The 21,880-nt window shown below is 57.5% G+C and carries 22 protein-coding genes; 7 read left to right on the top strand and 15 right to left on the bottom strand.

All coding sequences use genetic code 11. From position 1 onward, the window contains the following. Window positions 1-6: 6 nt before the first annotated feature. Window positions 7-747: an amino acid ABC transporter ATP-binding protein gene (locus tag ACR0L1_RS10210; RefSeq protein ID WP_170772181.1), complete on the bottom strand. Its 741-nt coding sequence runs from the start codon at window positions 745-747 to the stop codon at window positions 7-9. Between the two features lie 120 nt (window positions 748-867). On the opposite strand from ACR0L1_RS10210, the gene ACR0L1_RS10205 reads away from it, so the two are divergent. Further along, window positions 868-1,638 (top strand): transporter substrate-binding domain-containing protein, encoded by a 771-nt coding sequence (locus ACR0L1_RS10205; protein ID WP_480504630.1) that lies wholly within the window; start codon window positions 868-870, stop codon window positions 1,636-1,638. Between the two features lie 100 nt (window positions 1,639-1,738). Here ACR0L1_RS10205 and ACR0L1_RS10200 read toward each other — a convergent pair whose 3' ends face one another. The 3 genes from ACR0L1_RS10200 to ACR0L1_RS10190 are packed head-to-tail and all read right to left on the bottom strand — an operon-like array spanning window position 1,739 to window position 3,635. Next, window positions 1,739-2,158: a GlcG/HbpS family heme-binding protein gene (locus tag ACR0L1_RS10200; protein ID WP_480858603.1), complete on the bottom strand. Its 420-nt coding sequence runs from the start codon at window positions 2,156-2,158 to the stop codon at window positions 1,739-1,741. 11 nt (window positions 2,159-2,169) lie between these two features. Further along, entirely contained in the window at window positions 2,170-2,622 is a 453-nt protein-coding gene (locus ACR0L1_RS10195) for a MaoC family dehydratase (protein WP_480858601.1), read from the bottom strand. Then, the gene (locus ACR0L1_RS10190; protein WP_480858599.1) at window positions 2,619-3,635 is read right to left on the bottom strand and encodes an aldo/keto reductase; all 1,017 of its coding nucleotides are present in this window, start codon (window positions 3,633-3,635) and stop codon (window positions 2,619-2,621) included. Before ACR0L1_RS10190 ends, ACR0L1_RS10195 begins: the two co-directional genes overlap by 4 nt. A 157-nt stretch (window positions 3,636-3,792) precedes the next feature. On the opposite strand from ACR0L1_RS10190, the gene ACR0L1_RS10185 reads away from it, so the two are divergent. From ACR0L1_RS10185 to ACR0L1_RS10170, 4 genes are read left to right on the top strand one after another with little or no spacing between them, the layout of a single operon-like run. Further along, the gene (locus ACR0L1_RS10185) at window positions 3,793-4,938 is read left to right on the top strand and encodes an acyl-CoA dehydrogenase family protein (RefSeq protein WP_480858597.1); all 1,146 of its coding nucleotides are present in this window, start codon (window positions 3,793-3,795) and stop codon (window positions 4,936-4,938) included. Next, entirely contained in the window at window positions 4,935-5,705 is a 771-nt protein-coding gene (locus ACR0L1_RS10180; RefSeq protein WP_480858595.1) for a 3-ketoacyl-ACP reductase, read from the top strand. Before ACR0L1_RS10185 ends, ACR0L1_RS10180 begins: the two co-directional genes overlap by 4 nt. A gap of 9 nt (window positions 5,706-5,714) precedes the next feature. Next, a complete protein-coding gene (locus tag ACR0L1_RS10175) occupies window positions 5,715-6,863 on the top strand; it encodes a dihydrodipicolinate synthase family protein (RefSeq protein ID WP_480858593.1) in 1,149 nt (382 codons plus the stop codon). A 2-nt stretch (window positions 6,864-6,865) separates the two neighbouring features. Beyond that, entirely contained in the window at window positions 6,866-7,726 is an 861-nt protein-coding gene (locus tag ACR0L1_RS10170) for a sugar phosphate isomerase/epimerase family protein (protein ID WP_170789149.1), read from the top strand. 47 nt (window positions 7,727-7,773) lie between these two features. Here ACR0L1_RS10170 and ACR0L1_RS10165 read toward each other — a convergent pair whose 3' ends face one another. Genes ACR0L1_RS10165 through ACR0L1_RS10155 form a run of 3 tightly spaced genes read right to left on the bottom strand, consistent with a single transcriptional unit; the run spans window position 7,774 to window position 10,451 of the window. Beyond that, window positions 7,774-8,085, bottom strand: a complete 312-nt coding sequence (locus ACR0L1_RS10165; protein WP_480504642.1) for a Dabb family protein — start codon at window positions 8,083-8,085, stop codon at window positions 7,774-7,776. Between the two features lie 18 nt (window positions 8,086-8,103). After that, entirely contained in the window at window positions 8,104-8,871 is a 768-nt protein-coding gene (locus tag ACR0L1_RS10160) for an enoyl-CoA hydratase/isomerase family protein (protein ID WP_170772202.1), read from the bottom strand. Continuing rightward, window positions 8,871-10,451 (bottom strand): acyl CoA:acetate/3-ketoacid CoA transferase, encoded by a 1,581-nt coding sequence (locus tag ACR0L1_RS10155; protein ID WP_480858590.1) that lies wholly within the window; start codon window positions 10,449-10,451, stop codon window positions 8,871-8,873. Before ACR0L1_RS10155 ends, ACR0L1_RS10160 begins: the two co-directional genes overlap by 1 nt. A gap of 146 nt (window positions 10,452-10,597) precedes the next feature. On the opposite strand from ACR0L1_RS10155, the gene ACR0L1_RS10150 reads away from it, so the two are divergent. Next, on the top strand, window positions 10,598-11,416 hold the full coding sequence (locus tag ACR0L1_RS10150) for an aldo/keto reductase (protein WP_480504646.1): 819 nt from the start codon (window positions 10,598-10,600) through the stop codon (window positions 11,414-11,416). A gap of 55 nt (window positions 11,417-11,471) precedes the next feature. Here ACR0L1_RS10150 and ACR0L1_RS10145 read toward each other — a convergent pair whose 3' ends face one another. The 8 genes from ACR0L1_RS10145 to ACR0L1_RS10110 form a co-directional block, all read right to left on the bottom strand. Then, window positions 11,472-13,070: a GMC family oxidoreductase gene (locus tag ACR0L1_RS10145; RefSeq protein WP_480504648.1), complete on the bottom strand. Its 1,599-nt coding sequence runs from the start codon at window positions 13,068-13,070 to the stop codon at window positions 11,472-11,474. Beyond that, window positions 13,070-14,575: an aldehyde dehydrogenase family protein gene (locus ACR0L1_RS10140; RefSeq protein ID WP_480858588.1), complete on the bottom strand. Its 1,506-nt coding sequence runs from the start codon at window positions 14,573-14,575 to the stop codon at window positions 13,070-13,072. Before ACR0L1_RS10140 ends, ACR0L1_RS10145 begins: the two co-directional genes overlap by 1 nt. 23 nt (window positions 14,576-14,598) lie before the next feature. Continuing rightward, on the bottom strand, window positions 14,599-15,156 hold the full coding sequence (locus ACR0L1_RS10135) for a hypothetical protein (RefSeq protein ID WP_480858586.1): 558 nt from the start codon (window positions 15,154-15,156) through the stop codon (window positions 14,599-14,601). A 20-nt stretch (window positions 15,157-15,176) separates the two neighbouring features. Next, the gene (locus tag ACR0L1_RS10130; protein WP_480858584.1) at window positions 15,177-16,214 is read right to left on the bottom strand and encodes a zinc-dependent alcohol dehydrogenase; all 1,038 of its coding nucleotides are present in this window, start codon (window positions 16,212-16,214) and stop codon (window positions 15,177-15,179) included. After that, window positions 16,211-17,152, bottom strand: coding sequence for an ABC transporter permease (locus tag ACR0L1_RS10125; RefSeq protein WP_170772214.1), 942 nt, complete (start codon window positions 17,150-17,152; stop codon window positions 16,211-16,213). Before ACR0L1_RS10125 ends, ACR0L1_RS10130 begins: the two co-directional genes overlap by 4 nt. 10 nt (window positions 17,153-17,162) lie before the next feature. Continuing rightward, window positions 17,163-18,671 carry a sugar ABC transporter ATP-binding protein gene (locus ACR0L1_RS10120; protein WP_480858581.1) on the bottom strand — a complete coding sequence of 503 codons (1,509 nt, stop codon included), beginning with the start codon at window positions 18,669-18,671 and terminating at the stop codon, window positions 17,163-17,165. Window positions 18,672-18,681: 10 nt separating this feature from the next. Further along, on the bottom strand, window positions 18,682-19,647 hold the full coding sequence (locus ACR0L1_RS10115; protein ID WP_170772218.1) for an ABC transporter permease: 966 nt from the start codon (window positions 19,645-19,647) through the stop codon (window positions 18,682-18,684). Between the two features lie 89 nt (window positions 19,648-19,736). Further along, complete coding sequence (locus ACR0L1_RS10110) at window positions 19,737-20,843, bottom strand: sugar ABC transporter substrate-binding protein (RefSeq protein WP_170783544.1); 1,107 nt, start codon at window positions 20,841-20,843, stop codon at window positions 19,737-19,739. Window positions 20,844-21,120: 277 nt separating this feature from the next. On the opposite strand from ACR0L1_RS10110, the gene ACR0L1_RS10105 reads away from it, so the two are divergent. Then, window positions 21,121-21,762, top strand: coding sequence for a TetR/AcrR family transcriptional regulator (locus tag ACR0L1_RS10105; RefSeq protein WP_170783546.1), 642 nt, complete (start codon window positions 21,121-21,123; stop codon window positions 21,760-21,762). The last annotated feature ends 118 nt before the right edge of the window (window positions 21,763-21,880 follow it).

The following is a 21,880-nucleotide window of genomic DNA, read 5'->3' as shown; positions in this document are numbered from 1 at the left end:
CCTCTCTCAGTGCTGTAGAATCTGCGACAGGAATTTGCGGCAGCGCTCGGATTGCGGGTTGGTGAAGAAATGTTCGGGGTGCCCTTCCTCAACAATCTCACCGGCATCCATGAAGATCATCTTGTCGGCCACTTTGCGGGCAAAACCCATCTCGTGCGTGACGACAACCATGGTCATCCCCTCTTGCGCCAGTTCGACCATGACGTCCAACACTTCGGAAATCATCTCGGGGTCCAGGGCCGAGGTCGGTTCGTCGAACAACAATACGCGCGGCTCCATGCACAGAGAGCGGGCAATTGCGACGCGCTGTTGCTGGCCACCCGAAAGCTGAATGGGGCGCTTGTCGGCCTGATCGGGGATATGGACGCGGTCCAGATAGTGGCGGGCTTTTTCCTCGGCTTCCTTGCGGGACAGGCCTCGCGCCTTGATCGGGCCGAGGGTCAGGTTTTCAAGCACGGTCAGATGCGGAAACAGGTTGAATTGCTGAAACACCATGCCAACCTCGGACCGGATCGTGGCGACGGATTTGGGATCGTCGGTCAGCTCGACCCCATCCACCCGGATCGCGCCTTTCTGGTGCTTTTCCAATTGGTTGATACATCTGACAACCGTGGACTTGCCCGACCCGGAAGGGCCGCAAATGACGACCTTTTCCCCGGCATTCACGGTCAGGTTGATGTCTTTCAGAACATGAAAGTCGCCGAACCATTTGTTTACGCCCGCAAGTTCTATGGCGGCTTCTGACATTGGCCGACCTGCCCCTTTTTGTTGATATTAGAATATTTTCTTGAGGTTATCTTTGGCTTTGCGCTTAAATCAACCACGAAAGCGGCCACGAAGTCGAAACACCACCAACAGGAGAAGTCCATGAAGAGTATATGCAAAGCCGCCGCCATTGCGGCGCTTAGTCTGGTCGTGACGGGTGCAGCCAACGCGCAGTCGGCCCTGAACGAGGTGCTGGATTCCGGCGTGCTGAAGGTGGGTACCACGGGGGATTGGAACCCTATGTCGCTGCGCGATCCGGCGACCAATAGCTACAAGGGCTATGACATCGACATCATGAACGAACTGGCCGCCGATCTGGGGGTTGAGGTCGAGTATGTGCCGACCGACTGGAAAACACTGGTCAATGGCGTCGTGGCAGGCAAGTACCACCTGACGGGCTCGGCCTCGATCTCACCGCCGCGCATGAAGGTCGCGGGGTTCTCGGACAGCTATATCTCGGTCGAACTGTTCCCCTACACAACCAAGGACAAGGCTGACAAGTTCGACGGGTATGACTCGATCAACCAGTCGGGCGTCAAGGTCGCCACCACTTTGGGCACCACCTTTGAAAAACGTGTGCGTGAATGGTTCCCGAATGCCGAGATCAAAGTGGTCGAGGCCCCGGCCCGCGGCTTTCAGGAGGTGATCGCCGGGCGTGCCGACGTGTTCATCACCTCGAATATCGAAGGCTCAACGTTGGAAGAAAAATTCCCGGTTGTGCGAGTCAAGAATGCGGGCCCACGGTCACCCTCGCCGATTGCGATGATCCTGCCGCAGGGCGATCAGGTCTGGATCAACTATGTGAACAACTGGATCGAAGTCAAAAAAGCCCAAGGGTTCTTCGACCAGAACCGCGAGAAATGGGGGCTTTGAGCCGCTCATAACTCAAAAGCCCGGCTGCATAAGCTGGGCTTTTGTTTCGGTGCGCGCTCGGCGCTGGCAACGCCAGAAGCCGGGCATTGATTGTTTGAGGTCAGAGGCCGATCGCGTCGAGTCCGGCCTTGGCGCATTGCACGTCCTCTGGCCCTGCTGCGCCAGATACGCCAATCGCGCCGATCAGAACTCCATTCTCGTGAACCGGTATCCCGCCCTCCCATGCGCAAATATTGGGGCGATTGACCATTCCCAGTTGGAGCTCTGGCCCGGACAGCATGCGTTTTGCGAAATCCTGGGTGGATTTGCCAAGAACCGCGGTTCGGGCCTTGTCCAATGCAAATCCAGCAACAGCCGCAGGCGCGTTGTCCATCCGCCCCGCCGCCAGCATGTGACCGCTGGCATCAACGACGATTGCGGCAACTGCCCAGCCATTTTGCTGAGCGTACCCTATGGCCGCCTGAACGGCTGTGGACGCCGCGCTGCACGTGATCATCTTTTTCGAGATCGAAACCGACATCTCTTCCCCATCTATAAGTCAAAGATCAATTCGTTGGTACCCTGCTGAACCCGCTGATCATCCTGGTTCAGAACATCGAAGTGGAACGCGATGATCCCGCGCTTGCCAGACGCGGTGATGCGTTTTGCCGTCACCGTCAGAACGGCTCGTATCCTGTCGCCCGCAAATACCGGGTTTTCAAAACGCCAATCCCAACCCAATGAAGCAAGACCACCCAGTTTTGCTTCGGCCTGGAACTTCAGCCCATCGACCACCGAAAGCACCAAAAGTCCATGGGCCACCCGAGATTTGAAGCCGCGAGCGCGCGCGACGTCATCATCCAGGTGCAGCGCGTAACGGTCCCCGGTCAGGTTCGCAAAGCTCGTGATCAGGTCCGCCGATATCTCGGCCGTTTCGGTATGTATAAGATCACCGGTTTCCAGGTCATGAAACCCGTAGGTGCCGGCCTTTAGGAGCCCAGTCATGCGGGAACCGGAGCGTCCTCGCGCAGCAACCCTTTGGTTTTCAGATCGGCCCAGAAATCGGATGGAATGTCGTGGCTGAACCAGTTGAGGTTCTGGTCCAACTGCTCGACCGTCCGTGTTCCAGCCATGAAGGTCGGTACCGCCGGGTGGGCGACGACAAATTGCAGCGCGGCTGCCGGCAGTGGAACATCATACTCGGCGCAGACGGCTTCGATTTTACGGACCTTTTCCATTATGTCTGCCGGGGCTGGCGCATAGTTGTACTTGGCCCCTTCTTTGGCGCCGGTCGCCAGAATGCCTGAGTTGAACCCCCCACCCACGACAACGGCGGCGCCGCGCTCTTCACACATGGGAAGGAATTTATTCAAAGCATCCTGTTCCAGTAGCGTATAGCGTCCGGCCAGAAGAAAGCAGTCAAAGTCGCGCTGTTCCAAGGCGGCGTGGCAGACTTCCCATTCGTTGACGCCTACGCCAATCGCCTTGACAATGCCTTGATTGCGCAGGCTTTCCAGTGCCTTCCAGGCCCCATCCATTGCCTGCTTGAACACTTCGGGCTGTTCGTCGCCACGTGTGAACACGTCGATATCGTGGATAAAGCAGATATCCATCCGTTCCAGCCCCATGCGTTGCAGACTGTCCTCGAACGAGCGCATCACACCGTCATAGCTGTAGTCGAAATGCATGGTGAAGGGGGCAGCATTGGTCCAAGGTTCAAAGTTGATATCCTGACGGCGCGCCGGTTTCAGAACACGCCCAACCTTGGAGGACAGGATGAAATCGTCCCGATTCTTCCAGCGCAGGCTTTGACCGGTGCGCAATTCGGACAGGCCGTGGCCGTACATTGGTGCCGTGTCGAAATAGCGAACACCAGCATCCCAAGCGTGCTGAATCATCGCGTCCGAGGTTTGCTCGTCAATTTCGCGAAAGATGTTGCCAATCGGCGCAGTGCCAAAGCCGAAGGTGGATACTTCAAGATCTACGCGGCCGAATTTGACCTTGGAATTTGGTGTCATGCAAACCTCCCTTGCGCAAACCGGGGTGGTCCGATCTGCCTTCTTTTAAGTAACTGTTTGGTTATTTATATCAATTCACACTCTCGATCAAGCCACTTGACGCGGGCACCTAGGACATCATATTAGTAACTGATTAGTTACATTTGGGGACGCCACCATGTTTCTTACCGAAACACATATCCAGGTCCGCGATATGACCCGCCAGTTCGCACAGGATGTCATTCGCCCCGCCGCGGAAGAACTAGATCGCGATTCTCGTTTTCCTTCTGAAATCTATGACCAAATGGCTGAACTCGGCCTGTTCGGTATCGGCGTACCTGAAGAATTGGGAGGGCCCGGATTCGACACTTTGACCTATGCCTTGGTGATGGAGGAATTATCTCATGGATACGCCTCAATCGCGGATCAATGTGGCCTTCTTGAACTAGTGACGACCCTACTGGTGCGCCACGGGACGGCCGAGCAACAAAGCAAATGGTTGGGGGAATTGCTGGCCGCAAAAATGCGCCCTGCCTATTGCATCACGGAACCCGAAGCGGGCACCGACGTGTCTGGCATCCGCACTACGGCGGTACGTGATGGCGACGGCTGGGTGTTGAATGGCGGTAAAATCTGGATTCACAACGCGCCCGTTGCGGATGTGGGTTTTGTTCTGGCTCGAACCGACCCCGAGGCCAGGCATCGCGGCATGTCGATTTTCATGGTCGACCTGCATGCTGACGGTGTTACGCGCGGCCCGAAAGAGATCAAGATGGGCCAGCGCGCCAGCCAGGTTGGCCCGCTCTCCTTCGACGATGTGCGCCTGTCCGCCGATGCGCTGCTGGGCACAGAAGGGCGCGGGTTCCACATGATGATGAGCGTTCTGGACAAAGGCCGCGTAGGCATCGCTGCTCTTGCAGTGGGGATCGGTCAGGCCGGTCTAGAAGCCGCAACGGATTATGCGAAGCAGCGCAAACAGTTCAACAAGCCGATCTCAGATTTTCAGGGTGTCCAGTGGTTGTTGGCCGATATTGCCAAAGACGTCGAAGCCGCCCGTTTGCTAGTTCATTCTGCCGCTTACAAAATCGACGCAGGTCAGGATGCAACCAAGGCATGTTCTATGGCAAAATGCTTTGCCGGTGACATGGCTGTGCAGCGGTCCTCGGATGCGGTGCAAGTCTTTGGTGGATCCGGGTATATTCGCGGTTTTGAGGTTGAACGGCTTTACCGCGACGCCAAGATCACCCAGATTTATGAAGGCACCAACCAAATTCAACGTATGATCATCGCACGGGAACTGCTTGCAAAAGGGGCTGCTACATGAGCAGACAGGTTGCATTGGTGACAGGATCGTCCCGCGGGATTGGTCTAGCGGCTGCCATAGCCTTGGCAAAACAAGGGTTTGCCATCGCTGTGAACGGCCCGGAAGCGGACGCAGAGTTGCAGGCCGCGCTGGACAGGGTTCGCGACCTTGGTGTTCCGGCCGTGGCGGCTGCGTTCGATGTCTCGACCATCGACGCTCATGAAGCGCAACTGTCGGCCATCGAAGACCAGCTGGGCCCTCTGACGACCTTGGTCAACAATGCCGGCGTTGGCGTTCTTCAGCGCGGAGATCTGTTGGAGGTGTCCGAAGAAAGCTATGACCGCTGTATGGAAATCAACACCAAGGCAATGTTCTTTCTGTCTCAGGCCTTTGCCAAACGTCTGCTGGCGCGGGATCGCGATGCAAACGCGTTCCATTCAATCGTCAACGTGACCTCGTCAAACGCGTCCGCAGTCGCGGCGCCGCGCGCGGAATATTGCGCGTCAAAAGCGGCGGCGGCGATGGTGTCGAAAACCTTCGCCGTGCGGCTGGGTCCCGAGAATATCGCGGTCTACGATGTGCAGCCCGGACTGATCGCGACCGAGATGACCGCCCCGGTGATCGACAGCTATGAACAGCGCGCCAAGGATGGGTTGACCCTGTTCCCGCGTGTCGGTCAGCCCGACGATATGGGCAATATCATCGCCTCGCTGGCCAGCGGCAAACTTCCCTATACCACCGGACAGGTGATCTCGGCCGATGCCGGGATGCTGGTCCCCCGTTTCTGAGGTCGACTGATGAAGATCAAACTGCCTGATACGGCCGGAACGCTGCATGACTATGCCCTTGTCGGCACCCCTGTTGCGCCGTCGAAGCTGACGCCCAATTCGGCCCGCGTGCTGTATTCCGCTGCCCATGTCGTGGCGGACCCGTTTGGTGATCACGACCCTACAGGTCCCGCTCATGTGGATTGGGCCAAGACCATGGAATTCCGCCACTATTTGGCTGGGATGGGTATGGGCATCGCCGAAGCGATGGACACCGCCCAACGCGGCATGGGGCTGGACTGGACCGGCGCATTGGAGCTGATCCGGCGCACGAAAGAAGAGCTGCCGGATGCTCTGGTCGCCAATGGCTGTGGGACGGATCATCTGGATCCGGCAGATGCCACGTCGCTGGACGATGTCCGCCGCGCTTATCTGGAGCAGGTCGAAGCAATCCAAAAGCTGGGCGGACGCATTATCCTGATGGCGTCTCGGGCGCTGGCCAAGGTGGCGACGGGGCCGGATGACTATATCGCGGTTTATTCCGACGTGCTGGAGGCCTGCGATCACCCGGTCATCCTGCATTGGTTGGGCGAGATGTTTGACCCGCAGCTTGCTGGGTATTGGGGTGGCGCAGGTTTTGACGATGCGCTGGACACCGTACTGACCGTGATCCGCGCTAATCCGGACAAGGTCGATGGCATTAAAATCTCGCTATTGGACGCGGAAAAAGAGATCATCATGCGCCGCCTTCTGCCAGACGGCGTCAAGATGTATACCGGCGACGATTTCAATTACCCCGAACTGATCGAGGGTGATGAGCAAGGCTTTTCGCACGCCCTGCTGGGGATATTCGACCCCCTCGCCCCGGCGGCGGCCTATGCGGTCAGCAAACTGAGCGAAGGTGATACCGCGGCCTTCCGCGCAACGTTGGACCCGACCGTTCCGCTAGCCCGGCACATATTCCGCGCGCCCACGCAATACTACAAAACCGGCGTGGTGTTTCTGGCTTGGCTGAACGGGTTTCAGGATCATTTCGTGATGCTGAACGGCGCGCAGGCGACCCGGTCTTTGCCCTATTTCACCGATTGCTTCAAAATGGCAGAAAAATGCGGCTTGTTGCGCGACCCTGATCTGGCGGTTGCGCGCATGGGGCATATGCTGAAGCTCTACGGGGTCTGATTTTGCGCGATTTCTCTGACGATCATTCTGCGCTGGCGCTGAATACGGCTACGTTGGGCCATAATCTCGATGGCTATGGTGCCGGATGGTCGCCCGAGCAGGTGATCGACGCCTGCGCGGCGCGCGGCTATGGCGGCATCACCTTCTGGCGGCGCGAGTTGAGTGGACGCGAGGTAGAAATCGGCGACCGGGTGCGCGCGGCAGGGATGCAAGTGGTCGGTCTGTGCCGAACGCCATTTCTGACCGGGCCGCTGGCCTTGCCCTCGGACCAGCAGATTATGGATGATTTCTACCTGTCCATTGATCAGGCCGCAGGCCTTGGGACGAACGTCCTGACTATCGTCACTGGCGGACCAGAGCCCGGAACCAAAGGCGTTCTGGACAGTCAGAAAATCCTGGCCGACCGGGTGGCGCGGGCGGCGCCTTATGCAGCGGACCGAGGCGTTAACCTAGCGCTGGAACCCCTGAACCCCGCGACAGCCGGGAACCGGACCTGTCTGATGACAGCGGCTGATGCGCTGAATGTTTGCGATGCTGTTGGAGCAGAAAATGTGGGCGTTGCCATCGACGTTTACCATGTCTGGTGGGACACTACGCTGGCCGACACGTTGGCCCGCCGAGCGCAAGGCCGCATATTGGGATATCACCTGTGTGATTGGCTGGCCGACACGACCGACGTCTTACTCGATCGCGGTATGATGGGAGACGGCGTCGCCGATCTGCGTGCCCTGCGTGATGCGGTAGAATCTGCCGGCTATTACGGGCTGTGCGAGGTCGAGATTTTCTCGGCTGAAAACTGGTGGAAACACGACCCCGATGAGGTTCTAGACACGATCGTCAGCCGCTTTCGCGCCTGTTGCTGAGCGTCACGCAAGCCCTGCCACGGCGGACTGACCCGCGCTGTCGGGTGCTACATCTCGATGTCGCAGACAAAGACGCTGTCCGCGCCGCCCTCCAGTTTGGCCACAATCCGTCCGCCAATTTCTTGATGGGTGGGGTCCACAAGGTAAGCGTCACGCACCGAAATGTCCCGAAAATCAAACCAGAACATGTCGTTGAACCCCCGCACCAGGGGCGTTTCGACCGAGATATTCTTACGGTGCTGAAAATCCAGAATGCCGTCGATATGGCCCGAAAGCGCGGCCAGATCATCGTAGAGCGCTTGTTTTTCACCCTCTGACACGGTGTCAGCAAAGCGCAGGTGGACAAGGTGGCGGATCATGCTTGTGTCCTTTGGATGTTACTTCCAGAAATCTGCTTTTTTGCGGGCCTTGAAGGCGGCCAACCCGGTCTGAAGCTCGGGCTGCATAGCGGCAGCGCGGCCAGCCAAAACTTCGAAAACGCGTTCACGCTCTTCGCCCTCGGCGGCGTTGATCAGCATTTTGACCAACTCGGTCGCAATAGGCCCACGATGGCGCAGCGTTTCGGCCAGTTCGGTCGCGGCAGCCAGACCTTGGCCTTGTTCAACGACTTGATCCACCAACCCCAGACGCTCGGCCTCGACCGCGTCGAACTGAGTTCCGAACAGTGCCATGCGGCGCACGGTTTGCGCTCCGAAACGACGCACGGTGCGTTGTGTACCGGACCAGCCCGGAATTATGCCCAAGGCGGGTTCGGGTTGGCCAATTCGGATATGCGCCTCGGCGATGCGCAGATCGGCGCAAGCAGCCAGTTCCAACCCACCCCCCAACGCATGACCGTTCAGCACAGCGATCACCGGCTGCCGCAGCCGCGCCAAAGCGTCCAAGGCCTGGTGCCCGTCGCGCAGCCAGTGCCGCGCAAATCCATCGGGCGTATGATCGGCCCAGGCATCAATGTCTCCGCCTGCGCAAAACGCCCTGCCTTCACCGGTCAGAATGACAACATGTGCATCCTCTGCCCTTTCGATCTGACGACACAACGCCAAAAGATCATCCATCATCGCTTCGGTCAGCGCGTTCAGCCGGTCCGGGCGGTTGATCGTCAGCCGAGCTATGCCGTTTTGGATATCGAGCAGGAAATGGTCCATCACGCCGACTGCAACTCCAATCCCATCAATGTCGGATCAAACAGATCGGCATCCATGGTTTTCAAATCCTCCGAGACCAGCAAGGGAGTTGCTGCCTGATCCAGAATATCCCGCTGCAAGTCTAGGCCCGGTGCAATTTCGGTGATCATCAGCCCATCATCGGTCAGTTTGATCACACAGCGCTCGGTCACATAGGTCACGTTCTGCCCCTGCATCTGCGCGCGCTGGCCCGAGAAGGAAATCTGGTCAACCTCGTCCACAAACTTGGCCACTTTCCCCTCTTTCAGGATGGTGATCTGCCCATTCTCGACCGTCATTTTTGCGCCCGCATTGAAATTGCCCGAGAACACGATCTTGCGCGCCCGCGCCGTGATATCAACGAATCCTCCGGCCCCCGCCGTGCGGTGCGGGATGGCCGACAGGCGCGAAACATTGACCGAGCCGTGTTTGTCCACCTCAAGGAAGGACAGAAGCGAGGCATCAAAGCCACCCGCCTGGAAGTAACAGAACTGATGCGGTGACGGCACGAACGCCTCGGCATTGGCCGAACAGCCAAATTTGAAATCCAACAGCGGCACACCGCCCACTGCGCCCTGCTCAATCATCCATGTGACCGAGCCATGCAGCCTTTCTTCGACCAGAATGCGCGGAACGTTGGCTGAGATGCCGAAACCGATATTGACGGCCCAGCCGTCTTTCAGTTCTTTCGCGACGCGGCGGGCAATGACCTTGCCAATGTTGAACTCGGCCGTGCGAAAGCTTTCGATGGGACGGGTCAATTCGCCCGAGATTGCGGGGTCGTATTCTGTGGCAGTGGTCTGCAACTGATCGGGCGCTTCGACAATCGCGTCCACCAGAATACCCGGCACATGTACGTCATGGGGACGGATACTGCCCGCCGCCGCGATCCGCTTTGCCTGCGCGATGACCACACCGCCATTGTTGCGAGCCGCCAGTGCCATTTCCATCGCGCCTAGATAGGCTCCTTCATGCTCAAAGCTCAGGTTGCCTTTTTCGTCAGCTGTGGTCGCGCGGATAATGGCAACGTTGGGGGCCATGGATTTGAAATACAGCCAATCTTCGCCCTCAAACTCCATTCGTTTGACAATGGGCTCGGCCCGCGCCGCTGCATTCATGGCGCAGCCTTCGATCTGAGGATCGACAAAGGTGTCCATTCCCACTTTGGTCAGAACACCGGGCCGTTTGGCCGCCGCTTCGCGCAGCATGTCGAAGATGATGCCTGAGGGCACGTTATACGCCCGCACCTGCTCGCCCGTGATCATCTGCCAGATCAAGGGCGGTTCAGCATTGCTGGGACCTGACGGATACGAGCCACCAATGATCCGCGTCAGCAGACCAGGTTTGGCAATATGATCGACCCCTTTGGTGCCAAAGAAATCTCCGGCCGCGATGGGATGAATGGTGGTCAGGTTTGTCGGCGCGTTTTCCTCATCGAATCGTTCGCCCAAACCCTTCAGAACCGCATCGGGACAGCACAGACCGCTGGACGAATTCACCGCCACAGTCGCCCCATCTGGTACGAGATTGGCTGCTTCGCGCGCTGTCATCTGCTTTGTCATGCGATCCTCACGAAAGTAACTAATTGGTTATAAGTTTATGCCTTGGCGGGCGTCAAAAGGCAACTGAAATTACCAAAACGAAGGAATTGACCAGAATACAAGTAACTATTAGGTTACTTGTAAACTTATCCTTTGGGAGGATCATCGTGAACATATACTTTCAGAATACCAATCAACGTACATTTGGCACTTTTCCACTGACCGAGAAAGAGCTTCGCGACGCAATGGGTATCGCGGCTGAGGTTGGGTATCGTTCCTTCGATACAGCACAAATGTATGGAAATGAAAAAGAAACCGGTGACGCGCTGGCCGATCTGGGATTGCCCCGCGAAGAGATCTGCGTGACAACTAAAGTGCACCCCGACAATTTTGGCGCAGCAGAGTTCTTGCCTTCGGTCGAGGAAAGCCTCAAGAAACTGCGTCTGGACTATGTCGATGTTCTGTTGCTGCACTGGCCGCCGATCGGAGGGGATATCGCACCTTCGCTGCAACTGCTGGAGCAAGCTTATGAAAAGGGGTTGGCGAAGAATATTGGTGTATCGAACTATACCGCCCAGATGATGCGTGACGCGGTAAAAATCATTGATGCGCCGATTGTCTCGAACCAGGTCGAGTTTCATCCTTTGCTGAATCAGGATGTCCTGCTAACCGCAGCCACCGAGACAGGTATTCCGCTGTCGTCTTATTGCTCAGTCGCGCGCGGCGAGGTGTTCAAGCATCCGCTTTTTGCCGAGATTGGCGCAGGCTATGGAAAAACGGCGGGGCAGGTCGTGCTGCGTTGGATTCTGCAAAAAGGGGTGTCGATCAACACCATGTCCACCAAACGGGCCAACATTCAGGCCAATTTCGACGTTATGGATTTCACGCTGTCCAGCATCGACATGGACCGGATCGACGCGATGACCCAAACCGGATACCGGATTGTAACCGAAGATCTAGTGCCGTGGGCCCCCGAGTGGGACTAAGGAAAAAAAGCGGTGCCGGGATACGGCACCGCCAGTTTGGGGAACGCTTTCAAGTTCAGTGATTGCCCCGGATCATGTCCGATGCTTTTTCGGCCATCATGATTGTCGGTGCGTTGGTGTTTGATCCGATCAGGCTGGGCATCGCCGAGCTATCGCAGATTCGCAGCCCATCAACCCCGCGCACCCGCATTTGCGGATCGACCACCGCCATCTCATCCACACCCATTTTGCAACTACATGTTGGGTGATAGGAAGTACGGCCATATTGGCGGGCATAGGCTTCGTATTCCGCCTGTGTTTTCACGTTGTCACCGGGGAAGTGAATTTTGCGGATGTAGTTTTGAAGGCTTTTCTGCCGAAAAATCTCGACGCTGTGCTTCACTCCTTCGACCGAGATTTTCAGATCATCCGGGTGACCCAGGAAATTGGGATCGACCAGCGGCATATCCTCGACCTTGTTCGAACGTAGACGTACGGTGCCGCGCGCCTTGGGACGGACAGTATACGAATTCAGCGTAATGCCCGAACTGCCTTTGGGCACACTGGGAACCCCGGCCTCGGCACCGGCCCCCGCAAGGAAATGAAATTGCAGATCCGGCACCGTGGCCGTGGCGTCTCCATACCAGAACGCCCCGCCTTCAACCACGTTCGAAGTAACAGGCCCTGAGCCGAACAGGTAATACTGTATTCCAGCCCAGGCCGCCCAATGGGGCTTGTTGTATTTGTCCAAACTATAGTGCCCGTTCAGTTCGGCCACGATATCGATGCCGAAATGGTCGTTCAGGTTCTCACCCACACCGGGCAAGTCTTGTTTCACCTCGATCCCGTGCTCGCGCAGATGCGCGGCGGGGCCGACACCCGACAACATCATCAGCTTGGGTGTTCCAATAGCGCCCGAAGTGATCAGCACTTCCTGATCCGCCGATGCCGTCTCAACCTGTCCGCCCTGATCGAATTCAACACCGGTCGCCCGGCCATTTTCGATGACAATCCGATGCACCTGACACCCAGTTTTGACCGTCAGGTTCCCGCGCGACATCGCCGGTTTCAGATATCCTACAGCAGCCGAGCAGCGTTTCGCATTCCAAGTGGTCGTCTGGTAAACGCCTGCACCTTCCTGAACCGCCCCGTTGAAATCCGGGTTATAAGGGATGCCCGCCTCTTGGCACGAGCGTACAAAGGCGCGGGTCATCTCTTGCGGGTCTGGGATGTTGGACACACCCAAAAGCCCTTCGGTCCCGTGCCAGTCTCCGGACAGGATCGCATTGCGTTCGGAGCGAATGAAGTATTTCTGGATATCCTTGAAGGCCCAGCCCTCGCACCCTTCCTCATTGGCCCAACGGTCATAATCGACCGGGTTGCCGCGCGTGAACACCTCGGCATTGATTGAGCTTCCACCACCGATCACCCGGCCCTGAGCATAGGGGATTTCGCGATTGTTGGCGTTGACTTGCGGGACGGTGTTAAAACCCCAAGTATGCGGCCCGTCCGTCATCTTGGCAAAGCCCACAGGCATGTGGATCAACGGGTGATTGTCCTTTCCGCCCGCCTCTAGCAGCAGCACCTTGACAGCGCCGTCTTCGGTCAGGCGATTGGCCAAAACACAGCCCGCTGATCCGCCACCAACGATGATATAGTCAAATCCGATTGCCATTACTCTACCCAATGCGACCGTTTGCCGATCTCGACATGGATCGACTTGATCTGCGTATATTCCTGGACGCCGTGCATCCCGGCTTCGCGGCCCCAACCAGATGCCTTGAATCCGCCAATCGGCAGTTCGGGTCCCCCAGCCAGGGTTGTGTTGACCCAGAACCGTCCCGCCTGAACACGGCGAGAAATCGTCAGCGCCTTGTCGATATTCTTGGTCCAGACACTTGCCGCCAGACCGTATTCAGTATCGTTGGCAATCGAGATCGCTTCGTCAATCGTGTCGAAAGGGATGACGACCAGAACCGGTCCAAAAATCTCTTCCCGCGCGATGGCCATGTCGTTGGTCGCATTGGTGAAGATAACCGGGTCGATATATTGCCCACCCGCGATTTCGGGCGTTCCGCCCCCGATCAGCAGGGTCGCGCCCTCTTCCTGACCCTTGGCGATGTAGGACAGGATGGTGCGGTTCTGCGCGTCTGTCGTGATCGCGCCCGCCTGGGTGCGCTCGTCCAACGGATCGCCCACGCGGACCTTGCGCAGCTTGTCCGCGACCATACCTGCAAACTTTTCTGCAACCGAGCGTTCAACGAGCAAGCGGGCGCCGGATACACAGCACTGGCCCGTGTTGAATGCGATGCCGAAAGCTACGCCATCGGCTGCGTCTTCTAGGTCGGCATCGGCAAAGACGATCTGAGGGTTCTTGCCCCCCAGTTCCAAGCCTAGCTTTTTGAAATTGCTCTGCCCCGCCGCTGCAACGACCGAGCGACCAACAGCGGTTGAGCCGGTAAAGGACAGCATATCCACATCCATGTGTTCCGCCAGCTTCTGGCCGATCACGCTGCCTGATCCGGTGACCACGTTGAACACACCATCCGGCAATCCTGCTTCCGACAGAATCTCGGCCAGCAATAGGGTCGTGGCACTGGTCACCTCGGAAGGTTTGGCAACGATCGTGCAGCCCGAAGCGAGGATATAGGGCACCCGTTCGCAAAGGATCAGGAAAGGGAAGTTCCAAGGCGTGATCAGGCCAACCACGCCAACGGGCTCGCGTGTGACAATCCCCATGGCGCCGTCGCCACTGTTGTTAAAGCTGTCACCGTGCAGAGCCCGAGCCAGACCTGCTGCAAATTCGAACATGCCAACGCAACCGCTGACCTCGCCCCGCGCTTGGCTGATGGGTTTGCCGTTCTCCAGCGTCTCCCAATAGGCAATTTCATCGGTGCGCTGGCGGATCAACTCAGCGGCTTTAAGCAAGACCGCCGCGCGGTCGGCCCCGGACAACCCACACCACCGGCGGTCGTCGAAGGCCGTGCGGGCCGAAGCGACAATGATGTTCAGATCGTCCTCTGTACAACGCGGAATACGTGTAACTGGCACGCCATGTCCGGGCGAAGATCGCTCGAACAGATCGCGGTCTCCGGCAGGTACCCAGCGGCCCTCCATGAAGAACCCGAACTCACGAGGTTCGGAGGGTGGCGTCAGTATCTGTGCGTTTTGGTCCATCATCTGGTCTCCGAAATAAGCGCGCGTCAGGCCGAGGCGTCCAGCCCGTCGCGGAAATCATTCCACCCGCCATCCACAGAGGACGGCGCATCATGCCATTGGTGCAGGATATCCCCGGATGCGGGGTCCTTGTCCGGGATAGGCAGCATCATGATCCGCTTGGCGGCCGCCTGAAACATCTCGGGCGTCAGGAAGGCTTCCTGAATGTTGTCCCAGTCACGACCCCCGGCGTAGCCGCCGACCATCATGATATCGTCGGAATGACCCACCATCTCGTGGCTGACACCGGCGGGCATGACGATGACATCGCCCGCCTCGATCCTGACCCGGGTCCAGCCCTCGACGGACAGGTTGAACTCCATCCAGCCAATCGCGCAGCCGAGACTTTCATGCGAAGTCGAGTGGAAATGGGCGTATTCATAGACACCTGGATATTCCCAATTGTTCCCCCAGCCATTGCTGCGAAACCTGGCCTTGACCGCATCCACGCCGCCACCGGGTATTGCGCCGCGATGGATCAGCAGGGGAAACCGGCTGTTTGGGATCATGCCTTCGGGTTTGGATGTGTAAACTTCTACAGTCATGTGCGCTCCTCCCATTGCGGCTAGTCTGTTAATGCTATCTGCGTCTTGAGGTCCTGCGGACGGTCGACAAAACTGTCAAAAGCGGCCTGTATCCGGTCCAGTGGATAAGATGCGCCGGTAAAGTGACAGGTTTTGATCCGCCCATAGGTCAACAGCGTCAACGCGTCGTGCATATCCTGCCCCATGCCCGCGACCGAACCCTTGATCGAGTTCTCTTGTAGAATGGTTTGAAGAATATCGACAGGTAAGGTCTCACCCGCCCCGGTGATACCGAAAGCCGCGATGTGACCGCCTTTGCGGATCAGGCGCGTCGCTTGTTGGTAAAGCGCAGGCAGTCCCACGCTTTCGATCACCACATCCGCACCGCGTCCATCTGTATGGTGCAGAACAGTGTCTTTCAGCTTTGTGGGGTCGCTGACACCCACGTCTGCACCGGCCTCCAGCGCCATTTTGACGCGCTCCTCGGACAGATCGGCCACGATGATCGGTGCCGCTCCTATTGTGCGAAGCAGTTGTACATGCAAGTTGCCGATAGGGCCCGCGCCCAGCACGACAACCGATTGACCGAAACTGATGTTCGCCTTGCGCGCGCAACGCACGACACAGGCCAGCGGTTCAGTCAGGGCAAGAACCCCGGCGCTTACATCACCGGGCGCAGGGATCACCAAGCGCGCGGGCACCAAGATATATTCGGCAAAAGCCCCATCCATCGTGATGCCCATTTGTTGCATATTGGGGCAGTTCAGGATCTCATTGCGGCGACACCAATAGCAGGTACCGCAACCGATATTCATATCGACCACCACAGGCGCGCCGATGGTCAGCCCCGTGACACCCTGGCCAAGCTCTGCAATCGTTCCGGTGAATTCGTGACCGGGAATCATGGGCAGGTTCTCGGCCGCGTAGTGCCCGTTGAATATGTGCATGTCCGTGCCACAGATCCCGACCCGAGAGATGCGGATCAAAACCTCGTCGCGACCTGGGACAGGACGGGGAACATCCTGAACTTCGAACTGGCCGGGTTTCACCAAAACGGCCGCTCTCATGGTTCCGGTCATTTCACGACCCTCAGCTTTGTGCGGTCGATGGTCAGCGCGATAGCCGTGATCAGGATCAGGCCAAACACCATCTGCTGCTGGGTGGCGTCCACTTCGAAATACAGCATCGAGGATCGAATTACCGCCACGATGAGTGTACCGATCAGCGTGTTGATCACCCCGCCTACTCCTCCGGTCAGTGGTGTGCCACCGACCAGAACCGCGACGATTGCTGGCAGCAGGAACCCGTTCGCCAGAGTGGGAGAGCCTCCGGAGAGTTTGACCGAGAACAGCAAGCCTGCAATCGCCGCAAGTCCACCGGACAGGGCAAAGGCCATGATCTTGATGCGGTTAACATTCAGCCCCGAGGCAACAGCAGCCGGTTCCCCTGCCCCGACAGCCTTGAGCGCGCGCCCAAAGGTGGTGCGCGACTGCAGGAACCACGCGCCCAGAACCAGCACTGCAGCAATGATCAATTCCGCGGGCAAACCAGCGACCGAGCCGGTCATCCAGCCAAAGGTCGAATCCCGCATCTCTGCATCCATGAACAAGGCCCGTTGCCCCGACATGTATTGTGCGGCCGAAAAGGCGATGCCGCCCACTGCCAGGGTCGAGATAAAGGACGGCACAAATAGCCGAGTCGTCACAAAACCAGAGACAGCGCCCAGAACAATGCCGGCCAGAATACAGATCAACGCCGCGCCGATACCAAAAGTCGGCAGGGCAATTGTCGCCACAACCGTGGTCATATTGGCCACCGACTGTGCCGACAGGTCGATCCCGCCGATATAGATCGCGAAGGTCATCCCAAGCGCCATGATGAACAACGGCACAATGTCGGCCATCATCGAAATCAGGTTCGCCGGGCGCAGAAAATTAGCATCCGCAGCCCCCACGACCAGCACAAGCGCCAGCAGCGTGATCCAGGGCAGATGGGGTTTGATGCGTTCAAAGCTCATGGGGTCGGCCTCAGATCATGTGGTGGACAAGGTCATAAAGCGACGGCTTGTCCCCTGGGCTGCAATCGAAACGTTTTTGGGCAACACCGTCTTTGAGAACGATGATCGTGTGGCTGAGGCCGATGGCCTCTTCCAGCGTATCTGCCACGAGGATGATGCCGACGCCGTCATCCGACATCTCACGCACCATGTCATAGACATCTTCCTTGGCGCCGATATCCAATCCGCGCGTCGGGTGATCCAGCAGGATGATGTCAGATCCGGCCGAGCGCCATTTGGCCAAAACCACCTTCTGCTGGTTGCCCCCCGATAGCCCGCCACAATCCTTGTAGACATCCGGTGTCTTGATCGCCAGACGGTCAATCCACTGATTGGCCAATGATTTTTCTTCACCAATTCGCAGCACGCCGGAATTGGCGTAGTTCCCCATCTGGCTGAGCGTCATGTTCTCGTAAACATTCATCCCGGCCACGATGCCTTCAACTTTGCGTTCACGCGGGATGTAGCCGACGCCATTGGCAACTCCGGCCTGCGCATTGAACTTGGCAACCGTTTCCCCTTTGAGCGCGACCGTTCCCGAAGACGGGGTTTCCAGCCCAAAGATCGTGCGCAGGATCGCCTCACGCCCCGATCCCTCTGTACCGACAAGGCACAGAACCTCTCCTGGGCGCAGGTCGAATGAAATATCGGAGTATTTTCCGGCCACAGAGACATCGTTGAAGGCTACCAACGGTTTCGCCTCGGCCTGATAGGGCTTTTGCTTTTGTTCGCGGTAATATTCCTTGTCGACGTCGCGGCCCACCATCTTGTGCTGGATTGCATCCACATCGGCGTCATCATGGGCGACAACGTCCACAACCTCGCCGTCCTTCATCACATAGATACGGTCTGACAGGTCCAGAACCTCGTCCATGCGGTGGCTGACAAAGATAAAAGACGCCCGCTTGGTGAGTTCCCGCACGAGGCTGAACAGCAGCTCGACCTCTTCTTTCGCCAGTACGCTGGTCGGTTCGTCCAGCAAAATGACCAGATCGCCGTCGATCCGCTCTTCCAGTGTCAGAACCTTGGCCAATTCGACCAGCTGACGCTGTGCAAAGGACAGTTTCGAGGTCGTGGTCGCCGGGTCGATATCCAGCTTGACCTTGGCCAGTTGCTTGCGCGCGGCCTCGGCCATGGCTTTCCAGTTGATCACTCCATAGCTGACGAATTGCTGCTCGAACCCCAGAAAGATGTTTTCCATCACGGTCAGGTTGGTGATCAGAGACTGCTCCTGAAACACCATGCCGATGCCGTGATCCATCGCCTGACGCGGGTTCTGGAACCGCACTTTGGTGCCGTCGATGGTAATATCGCCTCCATCGGGTTGATACGCCCCATAGATGACCTTCATCAGGGTGGACTTGCCCGCGCCGTTTTCACCAACAAGGCCCACGATCTCACCGCGACCGATCTTGAAGTCCACGGATTTCAGCGCGTGGACGCCTGGGAATTTCTTGTCGACATTGATCAGTTCGTACATCTGCCCGCCCCTATTTCACGAAGGTTACGGATTTACGGTCGGTCGACAGTACCACCGCGGCGATCACCAGAATGCCCAAAACTCCGTCCTGCACGTAGCCGGGCAACCCGATCACAACCATGCCGTTGTTGATGACGTTGACGATCAAGACCCCGATCAGAGTGTTCCACACACCCCCGATCCCGCCCCACAGCGCGGTGCCGCCAACCACAACAGACGTGATCGAGACAAACATGAAATTCGACCCGGTCGCGGTTTCCGCGATCCCGATCCGACCCACAGCCAACAAGGCCCCAACCGCATAGAAAATACCGGCTAGTGCAAACCCCATGATCCGCACGCGATTGACGTTCAGGCCCGAGGCATGGGCCAGTTCCTCGCCTCCGCCGACAGCGTAGAAATTCCGACCCAGCGTGGTGCGGGACTGGATGAACCAGGCGATCAGCAGGAACAGCAGCGCGACATAGCACATGATAGGAAACCCGAACCAACGCTCGGTCAGCAGGGACCGGAACAGGTCATCCTCGACTCGAATACGGTCACCGCCCGTCAACAGCAGCGCGAACCCAGTGCCAACGAAACCCATTGCAAGTGAGGCCATGAACGACGGGATTTTCAGCAGGACATGGACCAGCCCGTTCACGAATCCTATGGCCCCACCAACCAACAGCGCCAGCGGGATCGCCAGCCACGCCCACGACGCCAACGTGCCGCCCAAGGCGATAAAGGCAAAGGCAAACACCACAGCGCAAACCGACACCGTGCCCTCCATCGACAGGTCAATCGAGCCCATGATGATGATGAAGGTCACACCGATTGCGACCATCAACGCCGGTGCGGACGAAATCCCGATCCGCGCGAAATTGCGCAGCGAAAAGAAACGGGGTTCCATCATTGTGAAAAACAGGACCAGAACCAAAAGGACAATCAGGGGCGCCCATTTGATCAGAACATCCCGTGTCAGCACATTGCTCACGTGCTTTCTCCCACTGAGTGAATTGGTGGGGGTCGCTGTCACCGCAGACCCGTGTGAGCGGGCCGGATCACGTCCGGCCCGCCATCACTTTATTTATACTGAATCTGGCCGTTCGACGTGGACCAGAAATCCTTCCAGTCATAAGTCGGGACGCTGTCCAGATATTCAGCCTTGAACGCCTGTGCGTCTTCAGGGCGGACCATGATGGTCGGGCCGTAGAATTCGCGGTGCTCGTTGGGCTCTTCGGACGGCTTGAAGTGACCGGTTGCGGCATAATAGGCCAGCGCTGCCGTGATGCCGCCACCCCAATGCGGGTTGGTAAAGACAGTGGCCAGAATCTTGCCTTCGCCGACCAGTTCAACCGCCTGCGGGTTACCGTCATAAGATACGATGGGCATATCCTCGATACCTTCCGCACGCAGCGCTTCCAGCACGCCATAAGCAATGGTGTCGTTGGCGCAGTGCACACCTTTGATGTCGTCGCCATAGCGGGTCAGGAAAGCGCTCATGACCTGATTGGCTTTCTGAGTATCCCAGTCGGCAGGCTCGGCTGCCAGCAATTCTGCGTTGGGGTAGTCTTTCAGCGCGTTGTTCAGTCCAGCCAGACGCTCGATCGCAGGGTTGTTTGACGCGATACCGCCCAGATGAACAACCCCACCGGAACCGCCCATTGCATCCAGAAGAATTCGCGCCGTCTGTTCGGCCGGGCCTTCATCGGACCAGCTCATGTGGCTGACATAGTTGTCGCCGAAGTCCCAGGGGTGCAGGTCGTCGGTCTTGTTCCACAGCGTGGATACATAAGCACCTGCCTCGACACAGCTTTCCACCACCGGACGCGCATTGGGCGCATCATTGGTGTCGATGGCCAATGCCAATTCACCATTGGTTTTGGACAGCAACGCCTTGACGTCCGCCAAGGATTTCTCGGAAGAGCCCTCGTTGATCAGGTGAGTCAGGAAGTCCTTGGGCTTGCCGAGGCTTTCGACAAACGCCTCGCCGCCCGAAACAATCTCGTTCCAGTATGGGTTGGTGCGGTTGCGATAGGACCATGCAACTGTCGGGTCGGTAATAGCCGCACGCGCCATGCCCCCCAACATGCTGGAAATCGCAGCACCACCAACGCCATAAGCCGATGCAAGCAACAGATTACGACGCGTGATCGTCTCTTGTTCGATGTATTTTTTGATAAATGACATTACGTCCTCCCGTTTGGATCCGCAGTCAGAAGCAAAGACACGCGCGTGCCGCTCCCCCTCGGCGCAAGCTACGCACCCTCTCAGGTGCGAATTTTATGCACTAACTAGTTACTTCTTTACGAGAGCATGTGTCAAGCGTTAAGAAAAGGAAACCCAGATGGCAAATTGGGCTGCGGTCGACTGCAATATTGCGCGGCTGGATGGTTTCGCTGGAACAGGATTTGAAATATTGAAGTTGCAGAGAAGCCAGTAGCAAAAAGTATTGAGGACCAAGGACGTGGGCGAACCAGAAAAGAAGGGTAGAAAGCGGGATGCCCAGGCGACCAAGGCCCGAATACTAAATGCGGCCAAAAAAGAATTCGCCAAACACGGATTGGGTGGCGCGCGCGTTGACGAAATCGCCGAGCGCGCAGATGCTAACAAGCGGATGCTGTACCACTATTTCGGCAGCAAAGAGGACTTGTTCCGAACCGTTCTGGAAGAGGCCTATCTTGATATCCGCAGCGCCGAGCGCAAGCTGAACCTCGAAAGCTTGTCGCCGTCAGACGCACTGGAATCCCTGGTGCGATTTACGTGGAAATACTACCTCAAAAATCCCGAGTTCATTACTTTGGTCAACAGTGAAAACCTGCATCGCGCCCGACATATCAAATCGCTGACCAGCTTGCAGGATTCGACCCGAGGACTTGTCGATATGGTCGAGTCGATCCTGAAGCGCGGCCAGGAAACCGGCGAGTTTCGCGCGGGCATTGATGCAACCCAGCTCAACATTACGATTGCGGCTATTGGCTATTACTATCTGACCAACCGCTTTACGGGATCATTTCTGTTTCAGCGCAACATGATGGACGAGCAAGCTTTGGAAGAACGTCTGAATTTCAACGTCGAAAGCATTCTCAGGATCGTTCAGGCACCCTGAGACAATCGATGTCGATGATCAGGCCGAACAGGAATTCAAATTGCGGTACATCCGCACGGCTGAGCGCGGCCAAACGTAGCTGACGCCCGATCGGCCAGAGTCGGGCGCCAAGGTTCTG

It is taken from the genome of Ruegeria sp. J8, from assembly GCF_056531925.1.
The sequence above is the reverse complement of the archived record's forward strand: the minus strand, read 5'-3'. Positions and strand labels throughout refer to the sequence as shown.

Coding starts and splice junctions, on each gene's coding strand:
- ACR0L1_RS10125 (WP_170772214.1), bottom strand. CDS start 17,152: ATGAGCTTTGAACGCATCAAACCCCATCTGCCCTGGATCACGCTGCTG.
- ACR0L1_RS10130 (WP_480858584.1), bottom strand. CDS start 16,214: ATGACCGGAACCATGAGAGCGGCCGTTTTGGTGAAACCCGGCCAGTTC.
- ACR0L1_RS10135 (WP_480858586.1), bottom strand. CDS start 15,156: ATGACTGTAGAAGTTTACACATCCAAACCCGAAGGCATGATCCCAAAC.
- ACR0L1_RS10200 (WP_480858603.1), bottom strand. CDS start 2,158: ATGTCGGTTTCGATCTCGAAAAAGATGATCACGTGCAGCGCGGCGTCC.
- ACR0L1_RS10195 (WP_480858601.1), bottom strand. CDS start 2,622: ATGACTGGGCTCCTAAAGGCCGGCACCTACGGGTTTCATGACCTGGAA.
- ACR0L1_RS10205 (WP_480504630.1), top strand. CDS start 868: ATGAAGAGTATATGCAAAGCCGCCGCCATTGCGGCGCTTAGTCTGGTC.
- ACR0L1_RS10190 (WP_480858599.1), bottom strand. CDS start 3,635: ATGACACCAAATTCCAAGGTCAAATTCGGCCGCGTAGATCTTGAAGTA.
- ACR0L1_RS10155 (WP_480858590.1), bottom strand. CDS start 10,451: ATGACAAAGCAGATGACAGCGCGCGAAGCAGCCAATCTCGTACCAGAT.
- ACR0L1_RS10210 (WP_170772181.1), bottom strand. CDS start 747: ATGTCAGAAGCCGCCATAGAACTTGCGGGCGTAAACAAATGGTTCGGC.
- ACR0L1_RS10165 (WP_480504642.1), bottom strand. CDS start 8,085: ATGATCCGCCACCTTGTCCACCTGCGCTTTGCTGACACCGTGTCAGAG.
- ACR0L1_RS10180 (WP_480858595.1), top strand. CDS start 4,935: ATGAGCAGACAGGTTGCATTGGTGACAGGATCGTCCCGCGGGATTGGT.
- ACR0L1_RS10110 (WP_170783544.1), bottom strand. CDS start 20,843: ATGTCATTTATCAAAAAATACATCGAACAAGAGACGATCACGCGTCGT.
- ACR0L1_RS10185 (WP_480858597.1), top strand. CDS start 3,793: ATGTTTCTTACCGAAACACATATCCAGGTCCGCGATATGACCCGCCAG.
- ACR0L1_RS10120 (WP_480858581.1), bottom strand. CDS start 18,671: ATGTACGAACTGATCAATGTCGACAAGAAATTCCCAGGCGTCCACGCG.
- ACR0L1_RS10145 (WP_480504648.1), bottom strand. CDS start 13,070: ATGGCAATCGGATTTGACTATATCATCGTTGGTGGCGGATCAGCGGGC.
- ACR0L1_RS10175 (WP_480858593.1), top strand. CDS start 5,715: ATGAAGATCAAACTGCCTGATACGGCCGGAACGCTGCATGACTATGCC.
- ACR0L1_RS10140 (WP_480858588.1), bottom strand. CDS start 14,575: ATGATGGACCAAAACGCACAGATACTGACGCCACCCTCCGAACCTCGT.
- ACR0L1_RS10160 (WP_170772202.1), bottom strand. CDS start 8,871: ATGGACCATTTCCTGCTCGATATCCAAAACGGCATAGCTCGGCTGACG.